16 protein-coding genes are annotated in these 17992 nt (G+C 68.3%); 4 read left to right on the forward strand and 12 right to left on the reverse strand.

Annotation, left to right across the window (positions count from 1 at the left end):
* Positions 1-59: 59 nt before the first annotated feature.
* Positions 60-1022: a hypothetical protein gene (locus ACFXIV_RS32425; protein ID WP_379402484.1), complete on the forward strand. Its 963-nt coding sequence runs from the start codon at positions 60-62 to the stop codon at positions 1020-1022.
* Here ACFXIV_RS32425 and ACFXIV_RS32430 read toward each other — a convergent pair.
* The gene (locus ACFXIV_RS32430) at positions 1012-2367 is read right to left on the reverse strand and encodes a DoxX family protein (protein ID WP_379402483.1); all 1356 of its coding nucleotides are present in this window, start codon (positions 2365-2367) and stop codon (positions 1012-1014) included. The genes ACFXIV_RS32425 and ACFXIV_RS32430 overlap by 11 nt on opposite strands.
* 325 nt (positions 2368-2692) lie before the next feature.
* Between ACFXIV_RS32430 and ACFXIV_RS32435 the strand changes: the two genes are divergently transcribed.
* Positions 2693-3829, forward strand: a complete 1137-nt coding sequence (locus tag ACFXIV_RS32435; protein WP_379402482.1) for a phosphotransferase family protein — start codon at positions 2693-2695, stop codon at positions 3827-3829.
* 3 nt (positions 3830-3832) lie between these two features.
* Positions 3833-4945 (forward strand): hypothetical protein, encoded by a 1113-nt coding sequence (locus tag ACFXIV_RS32440; protein ID WP_379402481.1) that lies wholly within the window; start codon positions 3833-3835, stop codon positions 4943-4945.
* A 141-nt stretch (positions 4946-5086) separates the two neighbouring features.
* On the opposite strand, the gene ACFXIV_RS32445 is transcribed toward ACFXIV_RS32440, so the two are convergent.
* From ACFXIV_RS32445 to mqo, 8 genes are all read right to left on the reverse strand, one after another.
* A complete protein-coding gene (locus tag ACFXIV_RS32445; RefSeq protein WP_379402480.1) occupies positions 5087-5449 on the reverse strand; it encodes a hypothetical protein in 363 nt (120 codons plus the stop codon).
* Between the two features lie 480 nt (positions 5450-5929).
* The gene (locus ACFXIV_RS32450) at positions 5930-7381 is read right to left on the reverse strand and encodes a DUF222 domain-containing protein (RefSeq protein ID WP_379402479.1); all 1452 of its coding nucleotides are present in this window, start codon (positions 7379-7381) and stop codon (positions 5930-5932) included.
* A 63-nt stretch (positions 7382-7444) separates the two neighbouring features.
* Positions 7445-7825 carry a cobalamin biosynthesis protein gene (locus tag ACFXIV_RS32455; RefSeq protein ID WP_379402477.1) on the reverse strand — a complete coding sequence of 127 codons (381 nt, stop codon included), beginning with the start codon at positions 7823-7825 and terminating at the stop codon, positions 7445-7447.
* A complete protein-coding gene (locus ACFXIV_RS32460) occupies positions 7812-9197 on the reverse strand; it encodes a cobyrinate a,c-diamide synthase (RefSeq protein ID WP_379402476.1) in 1386 nt (461 codons plus the stop codon). The genes ACFXIV_RS32455 and ACFXIV_RS32460 overlap by 14 nt, the downstream gene beginning before the upstream one ends.
* Positions 9191-9811: a cob(I)yrinic acid a,c-diamide adenosyltransferase gene (gene cobO, locus ACFXIV_RS32465; RefSeq protein WP_356997889.1), complete on the reverse strand. Its 621-nt coding sequence runs from the start codon at positions 9809-9811 to the stop codon at positions 9191-9193. The genes ACFXIV_RS32460 and cobO overlap by 7 nt, the downstream gene beginning before the upstream one ends.
* A gap of 192 nt (positions 9812-10003) precedes the next feature.
* Positions 10004-12160, reverse strand: a complete 2157-nt coding sequence (locus tag ACFXIV_RS32470) for a magnesium chelatase subunit D family protein (protein ID WP_379402474.1) — start codon at positions 12158-12160, stop codon at positions 10004-10006.
* A 140-nt stretch (positions 12161-12300) separates the two neighbouring features.
* Complete coding sequence (locus ACFXIV_RS32475) at positions 12301-12750, reverse strand: GNAT family N-acetyltransferase (RefSeq protein WP_354837578.1); 450 nt, start codon at positions 12748-12750, stop codon at positions 12301-12303.
* A gap of 18 nt (positions 12751-12768) precedes the next feature.
* Entirely contained in the window at positions 12769-14301 is a 1533-nt protein-coding gene (gene mqo, locus ACFXIV_RS32480) for a malate dehydrogenase (quinone) (protein WP_379402473.1), read from the reverse strand.
* Between the two features lie 263 nt (positions 14302-14564).
* On the opposite strand from mqo, the gene ACFXIV_RS32485 reads away from it, so the two are divergent.
* Positions 14565-15503, forward strand: a complete 939-nt coding sequence (locus tag ACFXIV_RS32485; protein ID WP_379402521.1) for an alpha/beta hydrolase — start codon at positions 14565-14567, stop codon at positions 15501-15503.
* On the opposite strand, the gene ACFXIV_RS32490 is transcribed toward ACFXIV_RS32485, so the two are convergent.
* From ACFXIV_RS32490 to ACFXIV_RS32500, 3 genes are all read right to left on the reverse strand, one after another.
* The gene (locus ACFXIV_RS32490; protein WP_379402472.1) at positions 15483-16046 is read right to left on the reverse strand and encodes an alpha/beta fold hydrolase; all 564 of its coding nucleotides are present in this window, start codon (positions 16044-16046) and stop codon (positions 15483-15485) included. The two genes, ACFXIV_RS32485 and ACFXIV_RS32490, sit on opposite strands and share 21 nt — an antisense overlap.
* Before the next feature lie 66 nt (positions 16047-16112).
* Positions 16113-17654, reverse strand: coding sequence for a cobyric acid synthase (locus ACFXIV_RS32495; RefSeq protein ID WP_379402471.1), 1542 nt, complete (start codon positions 17652-17654; stop codon positions 16113-16115).
* Complete coding sequence (locus tag ACFXIV_RS32500) at positions 17651-17992, reverse strand: hypothetical protein (protein WP_379402469.1); 342 nt, start codon at positions 17990-17992, stop codon at positions 17651-17653. The genes ACFXIV_RS32495 and ACFXIV_RS32500 overlap by 4 nt, the downstream gene beginning before the upstream one ends.

Genomic DNA, 17992 nt, shown 5'->3' on the forward strand with positions numbered 1-17992 from the left:
ACAACGGTCGCGGTCATCTTGCGCATCCAACGCGCCGGTCATTTCTATGCTCAATAGCTATGACACGCAGTGCCACCGTGCTTGTTCGCTGTTGCCTGCTCGCCGCACTGGTGGTGCTCGGCATTCCCCTCGGAATCGGTCACGCCGATCCTCCGGTGGAGGCCGTCTATGCGCAGCCCGGGCCCTGGTCGGTGACCGAACAGCGCGCCTTCACCTGCTGCGACTCCACCGGGGCCGCCTTCGACATCTGGTATCCGACCGAGCTGGGGGCCAACGGGTTCCGGCATCCGATCATCACCTGGGGCGACGGGACCAACGCGCATCCGAACCAATACGCGTATCTGCTCCGGCATTTCGCATCCTGGGGGTTCGTGGTGATCGCCACCGAGAACTCGGCCACCGGGTCAGGGATCGACATCGCGGGGGCGGTCGACCGGCTGCTGTCCCTGGCCGCGGATCCGGCCAGCGTCTTCCACGACCGGCTCGACCCGGATGCGATTGGCGCGGTGGGGCATTCGCAGGGGGCGACGGGCGCCCTCAACGCCATGATGCATTCGGGCGGCCGGATCAAGACCGCGGTGCCGATCGAGCTGCCCATCCAGCTGTCGTGCTTCCTGGGCTGGTGCCCGGATGCCCAGGGACTGGCCGGCGGTTCGGTCTTCTTCGTGAACGGTTCGGCCGACACCGTCATCTCGCCGTCCGAGCAGACCTTGCCGCCGACAGCCGTCGGCCTGCAGTCACTGCGGGCCTTCTACGACGCGGTGCCCGCCGGTGTCCAGAAGGCGTGGGGCACCCTGGTCGGCCCGAATCACAATGATGTTCAGGGCCAGCCGGATTGCGCCGACGCCTCCTGGCCGTGCACCTCCGGCGTCTCCGGCTACCTCGGCTATCCCACCGTCTGGCTGGCCGCCCGGCTGCTCGGCAGGGCCGACGCCCAGCGGGCGTTCGCGGCCGGATCCGGCGAATTCCTCGCCCCGAATCCGCTGTGGACCAACCAGATGAGCGACATCACTACCCCATGACCTTGCCGAAGTTCGCGTCTTCCTGAATCAGGTGCAGGCCACGGCCCTTCCGGAGCGGCAGCTGGCCGAGGTCGACCTGATCGAGCGTGACGGTGACCGGGTGGCCGTCCAGCCGGCCGTTGAGCACCAACCGGTTCGGCGTCGGTTGCTCGTAGCCGAGATCCGCCAGGTCCGTGGTCGCCTGCGCGCCGCGGAGCACCAATCGGTGTGCGCCGGTGTCTATCTGCGCGCCCAGCGGCATCAACTCATCGTCCATGCGCTGCACGACGGCCATCTTGGGCTGGTCGAAAACCAGTCGCCGCCAGCGGCTCTCATCGGTGAGCAGCGGCGGCACCGGCTGGCCGTCGCGGGTGAAGTCGGTGACCGTCCAGATGCCGTACAGCTCGGATTTCGCGCTGCCACCGCCGTATTCGCGCCAATTGTCCGCCCCGATCCAGACGTAGCCCGCCGACAACCACACGATCAGCAGCACCTGCGCGGCGGCCGCCCAGCGCACCGTCCGGCGAGTGCGGAACGGCTGTGGGGTGGCGGCCGGACCGGCGGCCCGGCCGGTCAGGAACGCGGTGAGCCGCGGCGCCTCGGGCACCAGCAGGACCAGGCAGAGCAGCATCAGATGGAACGACAGCAGCTTCACCGGCACATCGAAGGTCATGTTCAGCACCCACACCTGCGCCATGCTCACCAGGCTCAGCAGCACACCCGCCAACCGGGTGCGCGGCAGTAGCAGGAGCACGCCGCCCAGCACCTCGGCGGTACCGAGCAGGCTTTCGTACACCGGTGACACGCCGACCTGACTCCACAGCACACCCATGGGCGCGAAGTCGCCGTACGGGGTCAGCAGCGTGGTGAGCGCGGGCTCGGGCATCTGCGTCGGAATCGCCTTGGCGAAACCGTATCCGAGCATCTGACCGGCCAGGCACAACCGGATGAACAACAGGAACCACGCGGACAGGCGGTGGTACTCGGTCCGGGTGCGGTCCAGCATCGTCCAGAGCACGGTCCCGGCTGCCGCGATCACGAGCAGGCAGAACACCAGGATCCAGAAGACCGCCTGATCACCGCTGCCCGTTTCGTGCAGCGTCACATCGGTCCCGAAGACGGTGTGGCCCACCCACTTCACCATGGGCAGGGACACGCTCATCCAGAGGCGGGGCCAGTCGTCCGGGAGCCGGCGTTGCAGCGGTCCCGCGAAGTCGATCAGCATTTGCGGGTAGAAGACGCAGAAGAGCCCGAAGTACAGGAATCCGAAGCGGAAGAGAATGCGTCCGATCGGATTCCAGGACCGTGCGGGTTCGGTGTCCCTCCCCTCCCGATCGGTCGCGGTGTCGATTGTCAGCACGCTCATACCCCGTCCCTCACTTCCATTCGGAAGCTTCGACGGTAGGCGGTCCGGCGGCCCGCACGCTTCCGGATTCACCCTGAGCCGACCCGGAATATGCCTGATAGGAACTACTTCTCGAGGAGTACGTGTCAGCACGACCACGATGTGGCGACCAAGCCACATCCCGGTCACCGGTACTGGCGAAACGGGTCTTGCCGATCCCCTACCGGAGCTATTTAGAACGCGTTACATTTCACCCAACGTGCCGACCGGACTTACCACAGCGGCGACTCGGCCGCATCCGGTACCCCGCAGGCACACTCCGCTACACCCGCGCAGGGAGGACCCCATGACTTCGGCCCACGCCGATCCCAACCAGCGGATGGAACTCACCGTCTCCGACCAGAACCTCGATGAACTCGCGACCGAACTCGCGCAGTGGCTCGGGACCAAGGTCGAGGCCGACGAGCCGCCGCAGGTCACCTCGATCACCCGGCCGCAGGCCGGCGGCATGTCCAGCACCACGCTGCTCTTCGACGCCGAGTGGACCGAGCAGGGGCAGGCGGCCGGCGGGTCCTTCGTGGCGCGGCTCGCGCCCGATCGGAACTCCTTCCCGGTGTTCGAGAACTACGACCTGGCAACGCAGTTCGCGGTCATTGCCGGTGTCGCCGAGGCCACCGACCTGCCGGTGCCGCCGCTGTGCTGGCTGGAAACCGGTTCCGACAATGTGCTGGGCGCACCGTTCTTCGTCATGCGACGCGTGAACGGCCGTGTGCCGGAGGACAATCCGCCGTACGTGTTCATCGGCTGGCTGCACGAGGCCACCCCGGAGCAGCGCTACCAGGTGACCTGCCGGACCATCGAGATCATCGCCAAGGTGCACACGATTCCCGATCCGGCCCAGCGGTTCCCGATGCTGGCGGGCGAGGGCTCGGCGCTGCGGCGGCACTTCGAGGCCCAGCGGGCGTGGTACGACTGGGCGCTCGCGCGCGACGGATTCCGCATCCCGCTGCTGGAGCGCACCTTCGACTGGCTCGAGGAGAACTTCCCCACCGATACCGGACCGGACGTGCTGAGCTGGGGCGACGCCCGGCCGGGCAATGTGATGTTCGACGAGTTCGATCCGGTCGCGGTACTGGACTGGGAGATGGCGGCCATCGGCCCGCGGGAACTCGACGTGGCCTGGACGATTCTCATCCACCGGTTCTTCCAGGACATCGCCACCCGGTTCGACCAGCCGGGCCTGGCCGACTACATGCGGCGCGCCGATGTGGAGAAGCTCTACGAGGAGGCCAGCGGGCACGCCGTGCGCGACCTGGACTGGTACCTCATGTACGCCGCGCTGCGGCACGGCATCGTGATGGCCCGCATCCGGCGGCGGATGATCCACTTCGGTGAGGCGGCCGACAACGACGATCGCGACGACTACGTGATGCACCGGCATCTGCTGGAAGCCATGCTCGACGGCACCTACTCGTGGGATTGAGAGATGACGCAGAATCAGATCAACTCGCTCGACGAATACCCGATCCACCAGACCCCGCTGTCCATGTCGCGGGTCGGGACCAGTGATCGGAACTTCTACGACCGCAACTACTTCAACGCGCTCGACACCGGCAGTGACACCTTTCTGGTCACCGGTTTCGGCGTGTACCCGAATCTGGGCGTGACCGACGCGTTCGCGACCGTGCGCCGCGGCGACACCCAGCGGGCCGTGCGGTTCTCCGACGCCCTGGCCGAGCGCAGCCTCGAGCCCAAGGTCGGCGGCTACCGGATCGAGATCGCCGAACCGCTGCAGAAGATCCGTGTGCTCTGCGAACACGAGGACCTGTCCTTCGACCTGACCTGGGAGGGTTCCTTCCCGGCCATGGCCGAACAGCCGCACACCATCCTCACCGGCGTGCACCGGCCCATCATCGACGCGCAGCGCTTCGCACAGGTCGGAACCTGGTCGGGCACACTGCATGTCGACGGCACCGATATCAGCGTGGACCCGTCCGCGTGGTGTGGCACCCGCGACCGCTCCTGGGGGATCCGCCCGGTCGGCGAATCCGATCACCCGGGCCGGTTGGCGGCCGAACCGTCCGAAGGCTTCTGGTGGCTGTACGTGCCGCTGCTGTTCGACGAGTTCTCCATCATCGTCATCGTGCAGGAGGAGCCCAACGGCTTCCGCACGCTGAATGACGCCACCCGGATCTGGAAGGACGGGCGAGTCGAGCAACTGGGCTGGCCCCGTGTGCATCTGACGTACAAGTCCGGCACACGCATCCCGACGCGGGTGCGCCTGGATCTCACCACGCCCGACGGCAAGCCGCTCGAGGTCGAGGTCGAGGCCGGAACCTTCATGGCCCTCAATGTCGGTTGCGGCTACGGCGGCGACCCCGATTGGCAGCACGGCCAATGGAAGGGCCGCGACTGGTCCGAGAGCAAGCTCTACGACCTGACCGATCCGGCCATTGCCGGGCGCGTTCCGTTCGGCGTCATCGACCATGTCGGCAAGGCGCGCTGCGGCGACGCCGAGGGCTGGGGACTGTTCGAGCACGGCACCATGGGGCGCCACGATCCGACCGGATTCGCCGATTGGGGTGCTGTCGCACCCTGATCGCGCACAGCCGCAGCCCTCGCCGGAACCAACCACCCGGCGGGGGCTGCGGCGTGCGAGAGTGGCCTCACATGTCGGCAATTCCGGTGGCCCACTACGGAATTCACTGATCGCGGACGCCACAGGCGGATGCGGAAGTGGTCAGGTGGAGGGCCACCAGTAATTGGCGACCATGTAGAGGCTGAATAGGAAGCCTGCGATGAAGATCAGGGCACCGATCGCGAGTCCCCAGGTGGGGCGCCAGCCGTGGCGCAGGGCTATGCGACCGAGCTGCCAGGAGACGGCTCCACCGGCCGCCCAGGTGTACAGGGGGAACGCGCCCAGGCCCAGGATGATCTGGGGTGGGCAAGGGTGCCGCCAGCCGCAGAACTCTGGGATGCCGTCCAGGTTTCTGATGATGATGAAGGACAGGAAGCCTGTGACGCAGAAGCCGACGGTGCCCCAGAAACGCCACCACATCAGGAAGCTGCGCCAGGCGTCGGGTACGAGGGTGGGATACGCCACAAGGCAAAAGATAAAGAACAAAACGCAAAAGACAAAAGACCAAGGACGCCTGGAGAAGAGCGGGGGTCGGGCTCACGTCCGCGCCTACACCTACCAGCCCCCTCACCTTTGAAGCCGCATGTGGGGTTATTGCAGGAGGTATTCCCTCAGATCACGGGGTTGGGGTCGCCACATGATGGCTTGCGCCCGTTGGGGACACTGCGGATCGGTAGTGAAGCCGGGGATCGACCTCCCCGGCGGGCGGCAGTGTGGTGAGGACAGGGAGCCGGCGGGCTGGATTGGTCTGTGCTGCCCGGGATGGGGTCACCAGCCTCGTGGGTTCGTGCGTTGGCGGGAATGCGGGAATCACGCGGCCCGTGAACCCCACCTCTGGCAGCTGGAATCGATGGCAGCGGCGAGCCACTGCCCAACGTGATGCCGATCGTTCACCCGCACCTCCCCATGCCCTGCGCACGCCAACCCGACACGAGCAGCCGCGAATCACGCCGCCCGTGAACCCCACCTCCGGCAACTGGAATCGATCGCAGCGGCGACCTGCTGCCCCACGTGATGTCTGTCGTTCACCCGCGCCGTGCCGGTCGGGTCAAGACGTCTCGGGGCAATCCACCCGGTCCGCCCCCTGTAAGGGGAATCCTTGCCCATGACAACGGTTTTCCAACCCTCGGCACCGTCATTCACCAGCGCGTGACAGTGATCGCACACCAAGGTCAGATTGGTCAGATCCGTGGGGCCACCCTTGGCCCAGTCGGTGATGTGGTGCACCGCGCACATGCTCGCGGGCGCATCGCATCCGGGTCGGGTGCAGCCCTTGTCGCGAGCGATAAGGGCCAACCGTTGGGCGGGGGTGGCCAGTCGCTCGCAGCGGCCCAGGTACAGCGGCAGCCCGTCGGCGTCGAGGACCGCCAGCACCGGGCGGGTGCCCTCGGCCATCTTCAATGCCTCGTCGATGGAGACGTGCCCGCCGGAGGCGGTGGTCGCGACACCGGTCCCACGCTCGAGATCAGCGACGGACATGGTCAGGATGGCCTGCACCGGCAGGCCACGGTGCGAACCCAGCTTGGCCGGGTCGACGCCGGGCTGCAGCAGCGCGAACAACGCGTCGTGGGTGCGCTGACCGGCATCACGGCGGTCGCGGCGGGCGGCCGCTTCCAGCACCTTGGAATCGATGACTTTGACCGTGGCGGCGACGCTGTCGGTGTCGTCGATGTTGCACATGCCCGGACGCGCCAGCTTCGCGAACACGGCATCGAGCAGGGCCCGCAGTTCGGGGGTGATCCAGCCCTCGATCCACGACATGCCATCCACCCCGGGACGGCCCAGGATCAGGCCACGGCGGCGACGGCGGTCGGTGTCGGAGACGACCTTGCCGTCCGGGTCGACACGGGCAAGGATGTCGCGGCCGATCTTGGGCAGGTCATCGGGCCACCCGATCCGCGAGTGGCCGACGAGGATGTCTTCGGCCTCGGCGCGGGTCTCGGCGGGGATGTCGGCGGGCAGGTGGTTCATCACGTCGATGATGTTGCGAACATGATCACGCGAGATATCGCCTGCCTCAAACGCTTCGGCGGTCGCCGCCAACGCAGCCGGACGCAGATGACCCGTGGGTTCGAAGAACTCTCCGCACTGGCGGGTGATCTTCACCCGCACCGACGCGTCGTACCTCGACAATCCCAATGTCTGGCGCAGGAACGGCACCAGTTCCCCGGCTCCGCTGGTTTCAGGCAAGGAGCGATTCGCAGCTTCGATGATCAGGCGTGAATCCAACGCGGACAGTTGGCGTTTGCAGGTTTCGAGGCGCTGCATCAACTCCACGACATCACCGTCGGAGAATGGGTTCAGGTTGCCGTGCTGGATGGTGTTCGACAGGGTTTCGACGGCGGTCGCCAGGTCGGCGATTCCGCATGCGTCGAGTGTCACCTCCATCGAGTTCATGCATTGATTTTACCGCCACAGCGATCACCTAGAAACCCGAAATGTCCTGTATTACTTAGCTTTTCATATTTGCGACGACGAATTGAATTCTGCCGCAGCGATAACAACCCCAGCGAAAACAGTTTTGGCGATGACCAAATTCCCGCTACCGCCGGCCAGCACAGCAGCCGCCTCAGCAACGCTCGCGCTCCCCACGGCAAGCGCAACCCGCTCCGACGGATTGGGGACGGAAACGGCCTCCAGCTCCGTGAGCGTGAATCCCACCAGCTCGACACCCAACCGGTCGGCGGCCGCTCTGATCCCGGGCTCTCCGACCCGCCGCTCGACGGTCGCCAAGCAGCGAATCTCCCTGTCACCTACCGCGTTTCGAATGGCGACGAGGATCGCGTCGGCGGTTGTCCCGGGACGAAGTCCGATCCCGACAGCCAATTCAGGCCGGGGCATGGGTGCGGGCGAAATCAGCGGCGGTGGTGACGAATCGGCTGACGGCCGCGGGATTGCCGGCGGGGTGGGTGTGCAGGTAGGACGCGTGGACGCGATGCACTGCCGCACCCTCGCGGACGGTCTCGCCGGAGGGAGCGCGCCAGGCCCAGGCCGCAGCGGCGGATCCGGGGGTGACCAGGCGGGTCCGGTGGAATTCGTGGCCGCGCACGCGTTCGCCCGCGCGCCAGAGCGGAGTATCGGTGAGCGCCACCGCATCCCGGTAACCGAGGGTGAGGCGCGGGCCGAACTCGGCTTCGGCGTCGATGACCCCGGCCATGCGGTGACCGTCGAGGGTGCGGGTCAGGTAGAGCAGGCCCGCGCATTCGGCGTGGATCGGGAGGCCGCGGCCGGCCTGTTCGGCGATGGCGTCGAGCAGGCCCGTGTTGGCCGCGAGTTCGGCGGCGTGCTCTTCGGGGAAACCACCGGGAAGGACCAGTCCGGCTGCACCGGAGGGCAATTCGTCGCGCAGCGGGTCGAAGACTCGCACCTGCGCGCCCGCCGCCGCCAGCAGCTCGCGATGTTCGGCGTACCCGAAGGTGAAGGCCGGTCCGCCCGCCATCGCCACCACCGGCCCGGATTCCGCCGCCGTCACCTCGGCGCCGGGATCCCAGTCCTGTCCCTGTGCGCTCGACGCGGCCAGGGCGGCCACCGCCGCGAGATCGATATGTGCCGCAACGAGATCCGTCATCGCGTCCACGGCGGCCTGGGCCGCCGAGCCGTGCTCCACCGCCGGAATCAGGCCGAGATGCCGTGACGGCACCGCCAATTCGGCCAGTCGCGGCAGTGCACCCAGTACCGGCAGCCCGACGCGGGCGCAGGCCGTACGCAGCACCTGCTCGTGGCGTTCGCTGCCGACCCGGTTGAGAATCACCCCGCCGAGCCGGATTCCGCTGTCGTAGGTCGCGAATCCGTGCAGCAGGGCCGCCAGGCTCTGGCTGTGCCCGCGCGCGTCGACCACCAGGATGACCGGCGCGCCCAGCATGGCGGCGATCTGGGCGGTCGAGCCCTCGGCGACGGGTTCGGTGTGGTGTTCGTCGATGCGCCCGTCGAACAGGCCCATGACGCCCTCGACGACCGCCAGATTGCAGCCCTGGCTCCCGTGCCGGTACAGCGGCACCACGCGGTCGGCCCCGACCAGCACCGGATCCAGGTTCCGCCCGGGCCGTCCGGCCGCCAGCCCGTGATATCCCGGGTCGATGTAGTCCGGGCCCACCTTGAACGGCGCGACCCGGTGCCCGGCCCGGCGCAGCGCCCCGATCAAACCGGTGGCGACGGTTGTCTTCCCGCTCCCCGAGGCGGGCGCGGCGATGACGACCGCGGGCGTGTTCACCATTCGATGCCGCGCTGGCCCTTGCGGCCCGCGTCCATCGGGTGCTTCACCTTGGTCATCTCGGTGACCAGGTCCGCGGCCTCGATCAGCGCCTGGGGTGCGTCGCGGCCGGTGATCACCACGTGCTGGTTGCCCGGCCGGTTGCGCAGTGTCTCGACGACCTCGTCCACGTCGACCCAGCCCCACTTGAGCGGGTAGGTGAACTCGTCCAGCACATAGAACCGATGCTGCTCGGCCTCCAGGCGGCGGCGAATCTCCTGCCACCCCGCCAGCGCCGCGGCCGCATGATCCTCATCGGACCCCTGCTTCCGCGTCCACGACCAGCCCTCCCCCATCTTGTGCCACTCCACGGCCCCGCCGACCCCGGTCTCGTCGTGCAGCTTCCCGAGCGTCCGGAACGCGGCCTCCTCGCCCACCTTCCACTTCGCGCTCTTCACGAACTGGAACACCGCGACATCGAACCCCTGATTCCAGGCCCGCAGCGCCATCCCGAACGCCGCCGTCGACTTCCCCTTCCCGGGTCCGGTGTGCACCGCGAGCACAGGCAGATTCCGACGCTGCCGCGTCGTCAGCCCGTCATCCGGAATGCTCTCCGGCAGCGGCACACCCTTCGGCATCGTCTCCAGCTCCTTCCACACCGACTCGTCGGTGAATCACGGTGCCATACGCACCCGGCGCGCCGATCCGCGCCCCGGTCCAGCACGACGACCGGTCACCGCTCGTGGTCATGGCCGGGGCCGCTCCGGAACCCCGGTGCCCGCCCTGATCCGGATCGGCCGACCGCGACGGTGCGGCTTCGCCGACGAAGGTCAGGCGGCTCGGGTGGCGCGGACGATGCCGGCGACGGAATCGCCGGTGAGGGCGGTCAATTGGAGATAGCCGGCGCGGAGTGCGGTGGCTATGTCGCGGGCGAGGTTCAGGCGGATCATGCCGCGTTCGCAGTCGATGACCATGGCGGTGACGGCGTCGGCGGCGAGCATGCGGGCGGCGGTTCGGGCGCGCGGGAGCGGGTCGGTGCCGCCGGTGGCCCGGCCGTCGGTGAGGAGGACCAGGAGGGGGCGGCGGTGGGGGTCCCGGGTGCGTTCGCGGCGGATGAGGTCGCGGGCCTTCAGGAGGCCTTGGGCGAGTGGGGTTTTGCCGCCGGTGCGGAGGTCGGCGAGGCGGCGGACGGCGATGTCGACCGACGTGGTGGGCGGAAGGACCAGTTCCGCGTCCTGGCCCCGCATGGTGATGACGGCGACCTTGTCGCGGCGCTGGTAGGCGTCGCGGAGCAGCGCCACCACCGCGTTGGTGACGGCGGCTAGGCGGTCGCGGGCGGCCATGGAGCCGGAGGTGTCGACGACGAAGACGACCAGGTTGCCTTCGCGGCCTTCGCGATACGCGCCCCGCAGGTCGTCGGCAGCGAAGGCGAGGGGGCCCGACAGGCGGCCGCGCTCGAACTGGCGCGGGGCCGCGGCGAAGATGGTGCCCAGCAGATGCAGGCCGGTGGAGGTGTCGTCCGTGATGCGCACGACGCGGCCCTGGCGGGTGCGGGCACGGGAGCGGCGGCCGGGCGCGCCCTCGCCGACGCCAGGGACCTCCCAGCGCGGGGGCTTGGGCAGGGTTGCGGTGGGGGCGGCGATGCGGCCCTCACGGCCGGCCGAGTCGTTCCGGCCACGCCGATCGTCGTCGTCCGGGCGCAGGTCAGCCGGTGGATTCTGGCTTCCCCCAGAGAAATCCGGGTCGCCGTCCGGCTCGAGGCGATGGCCCGAATCCGGGCCGTCACCCGGGGTATCGGAGTCACTCGGCAAGGGGTCCGCGCCATCGAACGACCCGGGGCCGCCATCGCGCGAGTCCGGTTCGGCGCCAGGTGAATTGGCGTGTTCCGGGTTCAGGCCGGAGTCCTCGGCCTCGTCCGCCGGATCTTGCGGTCCCGCACCGTTGTTCGGCGGGACCGCTTCACCTTTTCCCAGGCTGTCGTCCTCCTCGGCGCGGGCCGCTTCCTCGGCCGCTTTCCGCATGGCGTCGTCGAGTTGCTCCTCGCTGATGCCGGGTTCGTCGAAGGGATCACGGCGACGGCGGTGCGGCAGCGCCAGTTCGGCGGCCACGCGGACGTCGGCCTCGGTGACCGCGGTCGCTCCGCGCCAGGCCGCGTGGGCGGTCGCGGTGCGCGCCACCACCAGGTCGGCGCGCATGCCGTCGACATCGAAGCTCGCGCACAGGGCGGCGATGCGGCGCAGCTCGACATTGTCGAGACCGACGTCGGCGAGCTGGTCGCGGGCGGTCAGAATGCGTTCGGCCACTTCACGATCCGCGGCGGCGTAGCGGCCGGCGAAGGCGACGGGATCCGCCTCGTAGTCCAGGCGGCGGCGAACGACGGCCATCCGCACGTCCACATCGCGGGAGGCGACCACGTCCACGGTGAGCCCGAACCGGTCCAGCAGCTGCGGCCGCAGCTCGCCTTCCTCCGGATTCATGGTGCCCACCAGGACGAATCGCGCCGGATGCGTATGCGAGACACCGTCGCGCTCGATGTGCACCCGCCCCATGGCGGCCGCGTCGAGCAGCACATCCACCAGATGGTCGTGCAGCAGGTTCACCTCGTCGACGTAGAGCACGCCGTGATGCGCGGCGGCCAGCAGCCCCGGCTTGAACGCCTGCTCCCCGTCCCGCAGCACCCGCTCCAGATCCAGCGACCCGACCACCCGGTCCTCGGTGGCGCCCACCGGCAACTCCACCAGCCGCGCGGGCCGCGCCCCGGACTCGTCCACCACCGGCGGCAGCAACTGCGCCAGCGCCCGCACCACGGTCGATTTCGCGGTCCCCTTCTCCCCGCGCACCAGCACCCCGCCGATCCCCGGATGCACCGCGCACAGGATCAGCGCCAGCTGCAACCGCTCCTGCCCGACCACCGCGGAGAACGGAAACCCGGCCTCATCACGGGCCGCACGAACACTCTCGGAGTAAGCCACAGGAGAAACGGACACGACCCCAACTCTAAGGGCGCCCCCGTCCCCCACCCCGAGCACCCCTTCCCGGTCGCGCTGCCGACCTGGACCACTGGACGAAACAGCCGCGCCCGCTGTGGGTTTCACAGCGGGCGCGGGGTTGTTCGGTGGGTGCGGGGTCAGCCGCGGCGCATCGGGATGTGCGGGATGCCGTCTTCGATGTACTCCTCGCCGTCGGGCTTGAAGCCGTGCTTGGTGTACATGTCGAGCAGGTAGGTCTGCGCGTTCAGGCGGACGGTCGCCGAGCCGGCTTCGGCCAGGGCGGCCTGCAGCAGGCGGGTGGTGTAGCCGTGGCCGCGGGCCTCGGGGGTGGTGCAGAGGCGGCCGATGCGGAAGGACTTCACGCCCTCGTCGTGCTCCTCCATGAGGCGCAGGGTGCAGATGACCTCGCCCTCATCGTCGAGCCAGAAGTGCCGGGTTTCCGGCAGCAGGTCGAACCCGTCCAGTTCCGGGTACGCGCACTTCTGCTCGACGACGAACACCTCGACGCGAAGTTTCAACAGCTTGTACAGCGTCGCGGTGTCCAGGTCTTGGGACCACGACCGTTTGAGAGCAACCGTTGACATCATCGCGTCTTGCTATCACATCTAGGCGTGAGAAGCGATACCGACGGGCTTGGGCGTGTTGTCCGAATCCACCGAATCCAGCTGCAGAGCCTTGGTGGACCAGTCCCAGACCTCGCGGTACAGGGCCTGGTTCTCGGAGAGCTTGACGCCCAGCGACGGCACCATTTCCTTGAGTTTCGGCTCCCACGTGGAGAATTCGCGCGGGAAGCACTTCTCCATGACATCCAGCATGGCGCTCACACAGGTGGACGCGCCGGGGGACGCGCCGAGCAGACCGGCGATGGTGCCGTCCTCGGCCGCGACGACCGCGGTGCCCAGCTCCAGCACGCCGCCCGCGCCCTTGCGGCGGATGACCTGAACGCGCTGACCGGCGATGATCAGCTCCCAATCGTCGCCGTCGGCACGCGGAATGAACTCCTCCATGGCGCCGATGCGACCGGCCTGCGACGTGAGCAGCTCACCGACCAGGTAGTTGACCAGGCCCATCTCGGTGACGCCGACACCGAGCATGGAGAACAGGTTGTTCGGCTTCACCGACTTGATCAGGTCGGTCATCTTGCCGTCCTTGAGGAACTTCGGCGTCCAGCCGGCGTACGGGCCGAACAGCAGGCCCTTCTCGCCATTGATGACGCGAGTGTCCAAGTGCGGCACCGACATCGGAGGCGCACCGACCGACGCCTGGCCGTATACCTTGGCCTCGTGCTGAGCCACCAGGCCCGGATTGGTGCAGCGCAGGAACAGGCCCGACACCGGGAAGCCGCCGAAGCCGCGGATCTCCTTGATGCCCGACTTCTGCAGCAGCGGCAGCGCGCCGCCGCCCGCGCCGACGAACACGAACTTCGCGTTGATGACCCGCACCTTGTGGCTGCGCAGGTTGCGGACCTTGACCAGCCAGGAGCCGTCGGACTGCTTGGTCAGGTTCAGCACCTCGTGGCCGAACGCGATGTCGGCACCCGACGCGCCCAGGTAGGCCAGCAATTCCTTGGTCAGCTCACCGAAGTCGATATCGGTGCCCGCCTCGGTCCAGTTCAGGGCGACCGGGTCGGAGAAGTCGCGGCCCTTGGCCATCAGGGGCAGGCGACGGCTGAATTCGGCTGCGTCGTCGATGAATTCCATGCCCTCGAACAGCGGGTGCTTGGACAGCGCCTCGTGGCGCTTGCGCAGGTACTCCACGCCGTCCGGGCCGTGGGTGAAGCTCACGTGCGGGATGGGGTTGATGAAGTTCGACGGGTTGGCCAGCACGCCGTTCTCGACCGAGTAGGACCAGAACTGGCGCGAGACCTGGAAGCGCTCGTTGATGTCGATCGCCTTGGTGATCTCCACCGAGCCGTCCGCGTTCTGCGGCGTGTAGTTCAGCTCGCACAGGGCGGAGTGGCCCGTACCGGCGTTGTTCCACGGGTCGCTGCTCTCGGCGGCCGCGGCCTCCAGGCGCTCGAAGATGGTGATCGACCAGTCCGGCTGCACCTGTCGGAGCAAGGCGCCGAGGGTGGCACTCATGATGCCGGCACCGATGAGTACTACATCGGTCTTTTCAATCGTGGCAGCGTTCGACACGGCGGGGATCGACTTCCTTGTCTTTTTTGGGTCACCAGGTGGGGGTTAGGTTACCCGTCGTTCACTTGGACTCAATTCTGCCCCTGACCATTCCCGAATCCCGCTTCGAAATCCCTGAATGTGAGAGATCCCTCCCAAATGGACATCGCTGAGTCGCGGTCTATGTTGGGCGTGTGACCTCCGAAACGTCATCCACCACGTCGTTGACCACCACCTGGCAGCCCGATGTACTGGGTGCCGACTACCAGCAGCTGACCATTCCGATGGGTCCGGATCCGGACGGTGAGGGCGACGTGGTCGCCACCCTGGTCCGTTATGCCCCGGCCGACGCCCCGGTCGCCACCCGGGCCGTGCTGTACGTGCACGGGTTCACCGACTACTTCTTCCAGGAGCACCTGGCCCAGCACCTGGCCGCCCAGGGCTACGCCTTCTACGCGCTGGATCTGCGCAAATGCGGGCGCTCGCAGCGGGCCGGGCAGACCCCGCACTACGTGAGCGACCTGGCGCTCTACGACGGGGAGCTGAACCGGTCGCTGCAGGTCATCCGTGAGGAGACCGAGCTGCCGGTGCTGATCATGGCGCACTCCACCGGCGGCCTGGTGACCTCGCTGTGGCTGAACCGGCTGGAGGCAGCCGGAGGCGTTCGCGCGCAGGGCATTACCGGGCTGGTGCTCAACAGCCCGTGGTTCGACCTGCAGGGTCCCGGCTACTACCGCTCGGTGGGCACGCCGCTGCTCGAGGGCCTGGGCCGGTTGCGCGCCTTCGCCAAGCTGCCGCTGGGCGTGGCCACCACCTACGGCGACAGCCTGCACCACACCCAGGCCGGTGAGTGGGACTACAACCTGGACTGGAAACCGTTGAGCGGCTACCCCGTTCACGCCGGCTGGCTGCGCGCCATCCGGCGCGGGCACCTGCGGCTGCACAAGGGCCTCGAGATCGGGGTGCCCGCGCTGATCCTGCGCTCGAAGGTCACCAAGTTCATGGCCGAGTACGGGCCCGCCGCCGACGTATCGGATGTGGTGCTGGACGTCCAGCAGATCCAGCGCTGGTCCGGCTGCCTGGGCGAGCGCACCAATATCGTGCCCATCGAGGGCGCGCGGCACGATGTGTTCCTGTCGTCGGAGACGCCGCGCACCCAGGCGTTCAGGGAGCTGGATTCCTGGCTGAAGTGGCTGGCCGACTCACCAGAAGCTGGTGCGTAGCACCACTTCGGTGGCCAGCTCGTGGCCCGCTTCGGCGGCCACATCGGTGACATCCATGGGGACCAGCCGGAATTCGCCGTAGACGAACCGGCTGGAAGCCTCGGCCACCGGGCGCGGCAGGCGCTTGGTGGCCAGCAGGGTGGTGGGGATCTCCACCGGCGGGCAGGAAGAGTCCTTGACGGCGCCGTCCGCGCCCGGCGCGGCCGGGTGACCGCCGCCGGCCACGATGAGGCTCATGAAGCGGCCGAAGCCGCGGGCGGCCAGCTGCCAGGCCAGGTCCGCGCCCGCGCCGCTGCCGACCAGGTTGGCCCACGGGACCTTCAGCTGGTCGAGGATGGCGAAAACGGTGGTGGCGTCGAGACCGTCGATCGATTCGATCGCAATGGTGTGCAGGTCCGAGGTCTGCAACCGTGCACAGACCTGGTCGTAAATGTCGGCCGGATCGCCCGCATCGGGTAGCAGCAGGACGTGGTGCCGGGTTTCGGGTCCGCCGATTCGCACCGCCCACTCGCGGTCACCGACCGTGATCCGCCGAGATTCCATGGTCGAACACGCTACAGGAGCGCCGGAGGGGCCGAACGCGAGTCGGGCGGATTATTGTGACGGCGGTCACTTCTTTACGGTCAGAACGGGGAGATCCGCGGGCGCACCAGCGGTGATGAGCTGTTCGAGCGCGTCCTGGTCGAGGTGTTTCTCCATGAGGTCGGCCAGCAGATCCAGCTGGGCGGAGCGCACCTTGGCGACCGAAACAGTGTCGGAGACAACGAAATCGGCGCGGCCCGCCCGCGCGGCGACCACCCGCAGCCAGGCGCGGCGAAACTCGTCCGACTCCAGGGCCCCGTGCAGATGGGTGCCCCAGATCGCCTCGCGCACACTGCCTTCGGGAGCGCCGTCGAGTTCGAACCACGGGTCGTCGCCCTGCCGGGTGACGCGGCCGTGGTGGATCTCATAGCCGTGCACCGGGAGATCGCTGTCACGGCCCGGCACACCATTGTCCGGGACGCGGCCGCTGGAACGGCGCAGCACCTTGGGGTCGGCGAATTCGATCTCCAGGTCCAGCAGGCCCAGGCCGGGGACGGTGCCCGCGGCGGATTCGACCGGATCGACGATGGTGCGGGCCAGCATCTGGTAGCCGCCGCAGATGCCGAGGATGGGGCCACCGGCCGCCGCACGCGCCGTCAGGGCGTCGGCAATCCCGGTGCGCCGCAACCACTCCAGGTCTCCGACGGTGGATTTGCTGCCGGGAATGACAACCAGGTCCGCTCCGGCCAGGCGGGACGGGTCGCTCACCCAGCGCACGGACACCCCGGGTTCACAGGCCAGGGCCTCCACATCGGTGGAATTGGAGATGCGCGGCAGCCGGATCGCGGCGACCGTCAGCCACTCTCCGCCCAGCGGCGGGCGGGAACGGCCGACGGGGGCGTCCGCGACGGTGCCGAGCGAGTCCTCGGCGTCGATCCAGAGGTCCTCGGCAAACGGGATGACACCGAGCGTGGGGCGCGCGGTCAGCTCGGCGAGCTGGTCCAGCCCCGGTCGCAACAGGTCCACATCGCCCCGGAACTTGTTGATGATGAACCCGGAAATCAGTTGCTGGTCTTCGGGTTCCAGAATCGCCACGGTCCCGAACAAATGGGCGAGCACTCCCCCACGATCAATGTCGCCGACCACCACGACCGGCAGTTCCGCCGCTCGTGCCAAACCCATGTTCGCCAGATCCGTTGCCCGCAGATTGATCTCGGCGGGCGACCCCGCGCCCTCGCAGATCACCACATCGAATTCGGCTCGCAGCGAGGCCAATTCCTCGGCGACAACGGCACGCAATTGCTGCCGATGCCGGAAGTAATCCTTCGCCCCCACGGTGTCGACGGCCTTGCCGCGCACCACCAGCTGCGAGCGCCGATCACTTCCGGGCTTGAGCAACACCGGGTTGAATCGCACGCTGGGTTCCAGCCCGCAGGCGCGAGCCTGCAATGCCTGCGCCCGGCCGATCTCCCCGCCGTCCAGGGTGACGACCGAGTTGTTCGACATGTTCTGCGCCTTGAACGGTGCGACCCGCACCCCGCGCCGCGCCAGCATGCGGCAGAGCCCCGCCACCACAACACTCTTCCCCGCATCGGAGGTGGTCCCCGCGACCAGCAGAGCACCCTTCAACGCGGGCTGTTCCCCGCTCGCGCACCGCTGGTGTAGGCGTCCCGGCCGAGGTAGGGGTCTCGGCCGCTACTCGTGTAGGCGTCCCGGCTCGGGTAGATGTCGCGGCCGTCGTCCGCTTCGGCATCCGCGCCGTTGGTCACTTCGACGTCGGGCTGCTCGCCGGGGGCGTCGTCCGCTTCCGGCACCTGCCGTCCCGCGGCGAGTTCGACGTGGCGTCGCATGGTGGCGCGCAGCGCGCCCAGGCCCTCGTCGCGGGGGTTGGGCGGGAGGACCCGCGAATTCTTCCGCCGCGGGCCGCGGGAGCCGATCGCCCGAGTTCTGGTACCCCGCTGGGGCAT

The sequence above is a fragment of the Nocardia sp. NPDC059236 genome (genome assembly GCF_042754085.1).
GTDB lineage: Bacteria > Actinomycetota > Actinomycetes > Mycobacteriales > Mycobacteriaceae > Nocardia.

Excerpts from the sequence above, each read along its gene's own strand:
- ACFXIV_RS32450 (WP_379402479.1), bottom strand. The coding sequence starts at position 7,381 with ATGAACTCGATGGAGGTGACACTCGACGCATGCGGAATCGCCGACCTG.
- ACFXIV_RS32440 (WP_379402481.1), top strand. The coding sequence starts at position 3,833 with ATGACGCAGAATCAGATCAACTCGCTCGACGAATACCCGATCCACCAG.
- ACFXIV_RS32455 (WP_379402477.1), bottom strand. The coding sequence starts at position 7,825 with ATGCCCCGGCCTGAATTGGCTGTCGGGATCGGACTTCGTCCCGGGACA.
- ACFXIV_RS32485 (WP_379402521.1), top strand. The coding sequence starts at position 14,565 with ATGGGTCCGGATCCGGACGGTGAGGGCGACGTGGTCGCCACCCTGGTC.
- ACFXIV_RS32490 (WP_379402472.1), bottom strand. The coding sequence starts at position 16,046 with ATGGAATCTCGGCGGATCACGGTCGGTGACCGCGAGTGGGCGGTGCGA.
- ACFXIV_RS32500 (WP_379402469.1), bottom strand. The coding sequence starts at position 17,992 with ATGCCCCAGCGGGGTACCAGAACTCGGGCGATCGGCTCCCGCGGCCCG.
- ACFXIV_RS32425 (WP_379402484.1), top strand. The coding sequence starts at position 60 with ATGACACGCAGTGCCACCGTGCTTGTTCGCTGTTGCCTGCTCGCCGCA.
- ACFXIV_RS32435 (WP_379402482.1), top strand. The coding sequence starts at position 2,693 with ATGACTTCGGCCCACGCCGATCCCAACCAGCGGATGGAACTCACCGTC.
- cobO (WP_356997889.1), bottom strand. The coding sequence starts at position 9,811 with ATGCCGAAGGGTGTGCCGCTGCCGGAGAGCATTCCGGATGACGGGCTG.
- ACFXIV_RS32475 (WP_354837578.1), bottom strand. The coding sequence starts at position 12,750 with ATGATGTCAACGGTTGCTCTCAAACGGTCGTGGTCCCAAGACCTGGAC.
- ACFXIV_RS32460 (WP_379402476.1), bottom strand. The coding sequence starts at position 9,197 with ATGGTGAACACGCCCGCGGTCGTCATCGCCGCGCCCGCCTCGGGGAGC.
- ACFXIV_RS32430 (WP_379402483.1), bottom strand. The coding sequence starts at position 2,367 with ATGAGCGTGCTGACAATCGACACCGCGACCGATCGGGAGGGGAGGGAC.